The sequence below is a fragment of the Hyalangium sp. genome, from assembly GCF_035629615.1.
Taxonomy (GTDB): Bacteria; Myxococcota; Myxococcia; order Myxococcales; family Myxococcaceae; genus Hyalangium.
This window is the reverse complement of sequence record NZ_DASPHO010000219.1, coordinates 1-7,427: the sequence shown is the minus strand read 5'-3', so window position 1 is coordinate 7,427 and position 7,427 is coordinate 1. Positions and strand designations below refer to the sequence as shown.

The window sequence follows — 7,427 nt, the reverse complement described above, 5'->3', positions numbered from 1 at the left end:
CTGTGCACAGCTCACCAGCTCCTGGGTGTACGTGCCCTGAAACTGATCATGCGTCCCTGAGTGGGCCCGGCGAGGGGTGTGCTCTCCGCCGTTCGCATCGGACGAGATGCGCGCCTCATAGGTGGATCGCCCAATGCCGTGCTTCCATTGGCTGAAGAGCTGCCCATGCTCGTCCGCGGACATCACCTGCCCGGTGTTGTCTTGTGACTGTCCCTGATGAAGGGCCGCCCGGCCTCGCCGCTGGACCGTCTTCGCCGTGCCGGTGTGGGACTGGGGGATGGAAGAGCCCTCGCCTTGAATGCTCCGCATCAGCCGCTCCAGGAAGTCAGGGTGGAGGTACTTCGGGATGCGGGGGTTGCCGCGGTTGGCGATCCAGTCCGTGCGGCTCACGTTGGCCTTCTCGACCAGCTCCTTGGCGCGGTCTTCCCGAGGCGTGTCCTCGGGCCGGCCAGTCACCTTGCAGGGCATCCCATCCATGGCGCAGGAAAACTCGGCCGCGTTGAGCGCCCCCACCGCTCCATTCAGCGCTGTCGCCTTCGGCGCGTTGGTCTTCTGGAGCCGCTCCAGTCCATGCGCGGTACCGGTGGCGAGCGCTTCGGTGGTCTGGGCGAAGATCGCCTTCTGCGAGCGATGGAGCGTGTCCATCATCACATCCAGGGACTTGACCGACTTGACGAACTTCGCCTCCACATTGCTCACCTTCGAGAGCTGCTGCGACGACGCCTGGCCGAACCGCCCGCCGATCCGCACGGCCTGGAGGACGTGGGGGCAGTGCTTGCAGGCTGAAGGCGACTTGGGACACGGCGCGCACTGCGCCGCCTCCATGGCGGCGATCTGGTAGAAGTTGCTCTGAGCCGCGCTGAACATGTCCGGCGTGACGCTGGCAGCGGCCATGGACGCGTGCACGCTGTTCATCGCCACATAGGACGCGGCGATCGTTCGGTTGCTGATGGCGAAGTAGTTGAGCGAGCGCGCCTCCAGGGTGGCCATGGAGTAGGCCAACGCGTCGCTGTGCTGCTGCAAGCGAGTCTTGCCGCGCAGCGCATGGCTGAGGTTGAAGCTCAGCGCCACCATCAACGCCAGCAGCAACAGGGAGAGCGCGGCGAGCACCAGTGCTTGTCCGGCAACCCGTCGTCTTTTCAATAGCGGTTGGTCGTGAGGCATGCGTTCGCTTCGGGAAGCTCGGAGGTGTAGAGGTTGGACTGCATCCGCATGGTGTAGGCCGCACGAATGGGGAGGATGTAGACACCCTTGTCAGCGGCCGCCTCGTACCTCGAGTCGAAGCCGTGCGGCCGGCGCTCATGCCGGCCCATCCGCATCAGCCAGGGGAGCTCCCGCTGAAGCGCGATGGAGTGGATGACCCAGTTGGCGAAAGGGATGGGCATCCGGTAGTGGAGTGTCACCTGGATGCGCAGCTTGGTGCGGTGGCTCGCGCGCCAGCCGTCGCTGGCGGCGAATCGCGGATCATCGAAGTCCAGCTCCCGCGCGCCTGCCGAGACCTCTCGGCGGGTGGGGCCGCAGAGCGTCACGTCCACGTAGGGCAGCTTCGTGTCGGGCATCGTGTTGCTGCTCACGCCCTGCGCTCCCCACTTCCTCTGGAAGTCCTCCGCCCGGGTGATGGGTTGGATGTACTCCCCGCCGCCGCGCCCTTCACTCAGCAGCGGGAGCACGGCTGCGAGCGCCGCGCGCTCCATGTCGTCCTTGCGAGCGTTGTGCAGGGAGCCCGCGCGCACGGCCCTGAAGGCGGCGTACTTCGTCATCAGCCGGGCCTGGTGCATCAGTCCGAGCTGGAGCGTGCCGAGGATGAGGAAGACGAAGAGAGGCAGGATGATGGCGGCCTCGATGGCCGCCTGACCCGACTCCGCCTCACCTCGTGAGCGGCTCTTCGTGCACCCCATGGGCCTCACCGCTCCAGTCGAGGAGCGGGGTTGGCGCCAAGGGCCGGCAGGGAGCGAAGGCTCTCACGGTCCTGGGGGGTGAGGCCGGAGCCATCCGTGATGTTCGAGACGGCGGCCTGCACCTCCGTGAGCCCCGGGACGGGGAGGAACTTGCCCTCGACCAAGGAGATGAGCTCACGCAGCCGTGGATCCTGGGTGACGGGCCCCAGCGTGAAAGTGTCCCACGGGCTCGAGGGGGCCCGCTCCTCGTTGAGGCAGTAGAGGTGGAGGGGAATGTAGAGCGTCTGCTGGGCCGGCACCTCCAAGGGCACACCCTGGACGAGCAGACCGTTCTGGGTGGTGAGCTCGTCGGAGACGAAGATGAGCCCCGCGGGCAGCTCCACACGAACGGGAGTCGACGCCGTGTTGCGCAGTGCCACGCACAGCCGCACGAGCGCGCCGCTGCCCTTCTCCTCTTGCGACTGCTGCTCCATGGGGATGCAGTCGCCGTCGTAGCCAGGAATGGGCTGGAGCAGCTCGACGCCGCCAGGCAGCACATACGGCGTGCCTACCGGGGCTGCCGTCGAGCGGCCAATGCCGGGGCGTGAGGCATTACCTGGGTCCTGCCCATCCCCGCCGCCGTCGCCATCCGCGGGCCCACCACAAGCAGCCCACACCAGCATCCCTACGAGCCAACAGGCTCGCGCAACGCTTCTCACCATGCCTGTCCTCATGTGCGGCGCTCGCACCCGTAGCGCAGCGTGTGACACTTCGCACTGCGAGAGGTACCGCGAGTCGCGATCACACAACAACAGGCGGCCGAGCAGCGCTGAGTGGACTGGTGGTCCTCCAGACGAGGGAACGGCTCGCGAGCACCGGGGATGATTACGGCGCTCTGGCTTGTTGCTGCTCGTAAGCAGCCAGGGTGGCCCTGATCTTGTGCACCAGCTTGTGGTCGGGAGCCATCTCCACGAACCTGCGGTAGTGCTCGGCAGCCGTCGCGGGTTGGTTCAGCGCGGCCGCGGCCCCTCCAGCGAGGAGGTGGCATGCAGCGTTGGCAGGCTCGCGCGCGATGCAGCGCGTGGCACGGACCAGAGCTTCCTCGAAGTGCTTCTCCCGAAAGAGACGGGAGCCCTCCTGAAGCGCCAGACTGGCCTCCAGGTGTCTCAGGGTCAGCCGGATCTCGGCCGTGCGCGGGTGAGCCAGCGCGAGGCGCAGAAAGGCCGTGTACCGGTCCACGGCCTTCTGCTCCCCCTTCTTCTGCTGAGCATAGGCATCCCCGGCGAGCAGGAAGCACTCAGCGTCCTGAGGAGCATGCAGGAGGCACAGCTCCCCCTGGCTCGCAGCTTCGCGGAGACTCTTTCGCATGAGGGCCTTGGTGGCTCTCGCATACGCAGCTTCTGCCAGCGGAGCCCGCCGGGCCTCGGGCACGGCTCGGGGAGCCGGTACGGCCGGCGGCACCGGAGCAGGTAGCTCCAACGCCGGGGAGAGCGATGCGGGGGGCGAAGCTCGCTCATGCCCATGGGAGATTGGCTCCGCAGCCCTGGGCGCCATGGGCTCGACCTGCGAAGTCTCGGGTGGGACTTCAGAGGCTGGCCCTTGCAGGGTGACGAGCAGAAAGGCGAGCCCGGCCCCGAGCACCGCGGAGCCCACTCCCACGCCCAGGAGCAACCCCAGGCGGGAAGCGGGACGATTCACCCGCTCATGCTCGGTGTCCGTCTGGATCTCCGGCGGTGCGGGAGGCTCCGGCGGTGTGGGAGGCTCCGGCGACAACTCGGGAGGCGCAGCGGTTCCCTCACGCCACTGGGTGAGCTGCTCCTGGAATGCGGGAGGCACCTTCAGCTGGCGGCCCTCAGCACTCAGATCCTCACGAAACAGCTCCCGCATGAAGTAGCTGAGGGAGATCGCCGAGAAGCGCGGCGTGAGCTTGGAGAGGAGCGCCACCAGCGCGTCACCGAGGGCCAGGCAGGACTCGTAGCGAGCCTCCCGCTTCACCGCCAGCGCCTTCATCACGACGGCATCCAGCTCCATCGGGAGCTCGGGATTCAGCACGCGTGGGCGAGGAAACTCGCCCCTCGCGAGCCGTGGCAGCGCCGCATACTGAGGTCCCTCGACAGGCAACCGCCCACACAGCAGCCTGTAGAGGACTACCCCCGTGGACCACACGTCCGTGCGCGCATCCACCTGCTGGCCTCGCGCCTGCTCCGGCGAGAAGAACAGGAACTTGCCCTTCACCACTCCAGGTTCGGTGGCGGAGCCATGCGGCTCGCGGGCCTTGGCGATGCCGAAATCGACAATCTTGACCTGCCCCTCATAGCTGATGAGGACGTTGTCCGGTGAGATGTCCCGGTGGACGATCTCCAGCGGCTGGCCCTGCTCGTCCACGCGGGCATGGGCGTAGTGCAGACCGTGGCATATCTCGCTGCAGACGAAGAGCGCCACGGGGAGGGGAAGGAGGGAGAGCCCGGCATGGAGCGCGCGCTTGAGGACGCGGTTCAGGGGCTGGCCGTCCACGTACTCCATGGCCAAGAAGTACTCACCGTCGATGCAACCGAAGTCGTAGACCTGGGCGATGTTGCCATGAGAGAGCGTGGCGGAGATGCGCGCCTCGCGGATGAACATCGCGGTGAAGTCCGGGTTGCTGGCGTGCTCGGGAAGAACCTTCTTGATGAGCACGGGCTTGGTGACCCCCGCGGCTCCCAGCAGACGGGAGCGGTACGTCTCGGCCATGCCTCCGCGTCCCAGGTGGGCTACCAGCTCATAGCGGCCGAACTGCTCTCCAGGTTGTAGCGGCATTCGCCGGCCATCGTACCCTCCCGGGTCCTCTCCTCCACCTGCACCCAGAAGGTTGGCCGAGGAGCAAGGGGGCTACGAGGGGCTGCCCCCTTCATGGCGGCAGCTCCTCCCCTTCAGCCCTGGGCCTCCTGCTGCACGGCCTCCAGCGGCAGCTCGAGGATGAAGACGGCGCCCTGCTGCCTCCCTGGACTGCGGCAGTGGAGGGAGCCGCCCAGCTCCAGGGCGGCCAAGGCACTCAGGTGCAGGCCGAAGCCATGCCCCGCTTCCTTGGTGGTGAAGCCCTGGGTGAAGACGCGTGACAGGTTCTCGGGGGGAATGCCCACCCCGTTGTCTTCCACCTCGACGTGCAGCCACCCCTCGGGAGAGTGTCCCACCCGGACCGTGAGCTGCTTGTCCGTGCGGGAGCTCTCCTCCAGCGCATGCCGTGCGTTCGTCAGGAGGTTGGTCAGGATCTGCAGGAGCTTGTACCGATCCACTCGCACTGTGGGCACCGAGGCATACTCCGTCCGCACCTGGATGCCCGGGCGCTCCAAGGACGCCCCTTGCAGGCGCAGCGCATCGTCGATGAGCTGGGGGACGATCACCTGCTCCAGCATGCCCACGGAGTGAGCATGCTCCTGCTGCATGCTCACCACTGCTCGAATGGCGTCCACTCCGCTCTGCAGAGCGTCCACCTCGGCGATGAGCGCCTGCTGCTCCTGAGAGAGCTGCTGGGAGAGTCCGCGGATATAGGCGGGCAGCTGCTGGCCTCGCGGATCTTCTGTCAGGAAGGTGAACAGGTTCCCCGCGTTCTCGTCCAGCAGCGCGGCGACGCTGGCCACTCTCGACAGCCGCATGCCGCGCGATCGCTCGGCCACCAGTCCCACGGACACGGTGACGCTGTTGAGCGTGTTGCCCACGTTGTGAAGTACGCCCGTGGCGATCTCCGCCTTGCCGGCCTGACGTGACACCTCCAGCAGGCTGCGGTGCAGCTCTCCCAGCCGAGCCTCGGCCTCCTTGCGAGCGGTGATGTCGCGTCCGAAGAGGGTGACTCCCACGGGTCTGTCTCCCTTCCCGGTGATGGGGTTGAGGGAGATGTCCAGCACCAGTGGCTTGCCCTCGACCGAGGTGCTCACCTCGAAGCGCCGGTGCTGTCCGGCCAGCGCTTGCGCGAACTGCTCCTTCCAGAAAGCCTGCCGCTCCGGGAGGAGCAGGCCAATGAGGACTTCGCTCCGAGCCGGCTCCCCCCCCGTGCTCTGGCGGAGCAGCCTCTTCACCGCCTGGTTGGCCGTGAGGATGTGCTCCTCCGCATCCATCGAGCAGATCAGGTCGTCGGTGCTCTCGATGAGGCTGACCAGCCGGCCCTCACTCTCCCGAAGCGCCGCGTGGGCCTCCCCACGCGCGGCGCTGTGGAGCCAGCTCAGGACCCAGCCCGTGAAGAGGGACACGGCGGCGAAGAAGGCCATGATCCTCGCCTCCTCCGTCACGAAGAGCGGGTGGCCGAGCTCGTAGCCCACCATGGAGAGCGGCTGGAGGAACAGCGCATTGAGCGCCATCAGGGCGGCGAAGAGGAACCCCAAGCGGGCCCCGAGCAGATACACTGCCAGCGCGGGCACGAGCATGTTTGCTGCGTGGGTGGCCGCCTGCTGTGTCCCCATGAGGTGGGTGCCGAACAAGAGCCCCACGGCGAGCGTCGAGCACAGGAGCATCGCCGGGATCCGGATCGGCTTGCCCCGGCGCACCAGGATCAGCGTGCTCAAGTAGCTGGCCGAGAAGAAGATCCCCGCGGCTCGGAAGAGGGTGCCGTGGGCCGGAGCCTCCGGACCGAACATGTTCAGCAGGGCCAGCGCGAAGTTGAGCGCTGCCGCGCCCACCAGCACTCGGAGCCGGCTGAGCTCATCGGGTGGCAGCCGCCGCTGCTCTGGCGTGAGCAGCGAGTCCAGGCGTTGAAGGAACCACGCCCGCAGGTTTCGATGCATGCGCCCATCCCCCTCGAGAGTCCCGGCTTCCCTCAGCCTGAACCCGCGTGCCCATGAAGCAGGCTCTGCCCGCAGCATATTCCCGATACAGTTCCTGAGCAGGTCCCCCCCTTCTCCCCCGGGATCATGCGAAGATGGGATCCTCTTTCCCCATGGCGGACTCCGTACCCCCGACAGGGCTGGCTGCCTACCTGCGCGCCGATGCTCCCGCTCGCGAGCGGGCCATCATGAGGCTCTGGATCGCCGCATCGCTGCTGGGCCTCGCCACCGGCCTCGCGATGTTCTTGACCCAGAAAGAGCTTTCGGTCCTGTATCCGCTCCACATCCTGTTCGCGGGCGGCCTCCTCTATGGGGTGACGATCCGGTGGGTTATCGGTCGCGGCTGGTTCCACCCAGCCATCGTCTGGGCCAACGTGACGCTCGAGGTCACCGTCCTCGGCCTCATGCTGGCCATCGCGGCCTGGTCGGGGGGCCCGCTCTATCTGCTGATGCCCGCCCAGCACTTCTGCCTGGGGGTGCTGGTGGTCGCCACGGCGCTGCGAGCCATCCCTTGGCTGCCGCTGTGGTCCGGGGTGCTTGCCGCCGGACAGTTCCTCGCGATCTATTTCTTCGTCCTCCCGTCCATGCCCGCTGAGAGTCCCTTGTACTTTCCTCCGGCTCCGGCCCTGGCGCGCGCAGCGTTCATGGTGCTGGGGGGAGGCGCGGGCACGATGCTGGCCCGCTACCTCATCTCCAAGGCGGAGGCAGCGCTGCGGGCCGCACGCGAGCAGGACCTGATGGGCAAGTACTTCCTCCA

At 67.2% G+C, this 7,427-nt stretch carries 5 protein-coding genes and 1 pseudogene; 1 reads left to right on the top strand and 5 read right to left on the bottom strand.

What is annotated here, in order from left to right:
* From VD972_RS11165 to VD972_RS11145, 5 genes are all read right to left on the bottom strand, one after another.
* Nucleotides 1-1,110, bottom strand: a 1,110-nt coding sequence (locus VD972_RS11165) for a hypothetical protein (RefSeq protein ID WP_324985088.1), incomplete at its 3' end; no start/stop codon positions are given.
* A 29-nt stretch (nt 1,111-1,139) separates the two neighbouring features.
* Nucleotides 1,140-1,898, bottom strand: coding sequence for a TadE family protein (locus VD972_RS11160; RefSeq protein ID WP_324985085.1), 759 nt, complete (start codon nt 1,896-1,898; stop codon nt 1,140-1,142).
* A gap of 5 nt (nt 1,899-1,903) precedes the next feature.
* The gene (locus VD972_RS11155; RefSeq protein ID WP_324985083.1) at nt 1,904-2,599 is read right to left on the bottom strand and encodes a hypothetical protein; all 696 of its coding nucleotides are present in this window, start codon (nt 2,597-2,599) and stop codon (nt 1,904-1,906) included.
* Between the two features lie 163 nt (nt 2,600-2,762).
* Nucleotides 2,763-4,673, bottom strand: a complete 1,911-nt coding sequence (locus tag VD972_RS11150) for a serine/threonine-protein kinase (protein WP_324985080.1) — start codon at nt 4,671-4,673, stop codon at nt 2,763-2,765.
* A gap of 113 nt (nt 4,674-4,786) precedes the next feature.
* Complete coding sequence (locus tag VD972_RS11145; protein ID WP_324985077.1) at nt 4,787-6,631, bottom strand: ATP-binding protein; 1,845 nt, start codon at nt 6,629-6,631, stop codon at nt 4,787-4,789.
* Nucleotides 6,632-6,783: 152 nt separating this feature from the next.
* Between VD972_RS11145 and VD972_RS11140 the strand changes: the two are divergent.
* Nucleotides 6,784-7,427, top strand: a pseudogene (locus VD972_RS11140) (hypothetical protein); the annotation flags it as partial.